The following is a 1,016-nucleotide window of genomic DNA, read 5'->3' on the forward strand; positions in this document are numbered from 1 at the left end:
GAGTGGGAGGGGTTGGAAGGGCTGAGGGGACGTCAGGCGGCGGCCTTCGCCGCCGCCCGTTTCCTGGCGATGGTCGCGGCGTCGGGTTCCCTCAGGTCCCAGACGACGCGCGCCTTGCCGAGGCCGAAGAGCACCCAGCCGCTGAGGTCGGGCTCCCACCACGTCACGCCGTGACGGTACGAGCCGGGGAACGCGTGGTGGTTGTTCTGGAGCCCCTCGCCGAAGGTGAGCGCGGCGACGGGCCAGTTGTTGGCGCTGCGGTCGTTGTTGTCGAAGGGCCGGGTACCGATCGCGTGACAGACCGAACCGACACACCAGGCCGCCTGGTTGGCGACGAAGATCCTCGCCAGCCCGCCGAACACGAGGCCCGTGAGCGCGGACATCGGCGTCTGCTCGACGGCGAAGCCGACCACGGCGGGCAGCAGCACGCCGACCAGGACCCAGGTGGGGTAGGTGCGGTGGTACCACATCAGCCTGCGGTCGCGCAGGACGTCCGGGGCGAAGACCGTCCACTTGGACGTGTCGTCGCTCAGCATCCACGGCATGTGCGCGTACCACAGGCCGCGCAGCCGCCCCCGCAGGCTCCGGCCGTGCAGATTCGGCGAGTGCGGGTCGCCCTCGCGGTCGCTGAAGCGGTGGTGCCTGCGGTGGGTCGTGACCCAGAACATCAGCGGGCCCTGCGCGCCCATCGACCCGGTGACCATCATGACGCCCTCGAAGAAGCGCGAGGTCTTGAACGCCTTGTGCGACAGGTAGCGGTGGAAGCCGATGGTGATGCCGCCCATGTGCACGAAGTACATGACGGCGAACAGGACGAAGTCGGTGGTGGTGTAGAGGCCCGCCCACAGGAAGTAGACGGCCACGCCGGTGCCGAGGAGGGGCAGGGTCATGGTGGTGAGCGCGGAGAAGCGTTTGATGCGGCGGCTGGCGGGGTCGAGCTTGACGATCGCTGCCGCGAGGGGGTCGACCGGGGTGGGTGCGGGTGCGCTTGCGGTTGTCACGGGGTACTCCTTTCT

General features: G+C 69.3%; 1 protein-coding gene. It reads right to left on the minus strand.

Going from position 1 to position 1,016, the window contains the following annotated elements; translation table 11 throughout:
- Positions 1–32: 32 nt before the first annotated feature.
- On the minus strand, positions 33–1,001 hold the full coding sequence (locus tag K6I34_RS37385; RefSeq protein WP_229332460.1) for an acyl-CoA desaturase: 969 nt from the start codon (positions 999–1,001) through the stop codon (positions 33–35).
- Positions 1,002–1,016 lie beyond the last annotated feature (15 nt).

The organism is Streptomyces sp. UNOC14_S4 (genome assembly GCF_020740835.1).
Taxonomy (GTDB): Bacteria; Actinomycetota; Actinomycetes; order Streptomycetales; family Streptomycetaceae; genus Streptomyces.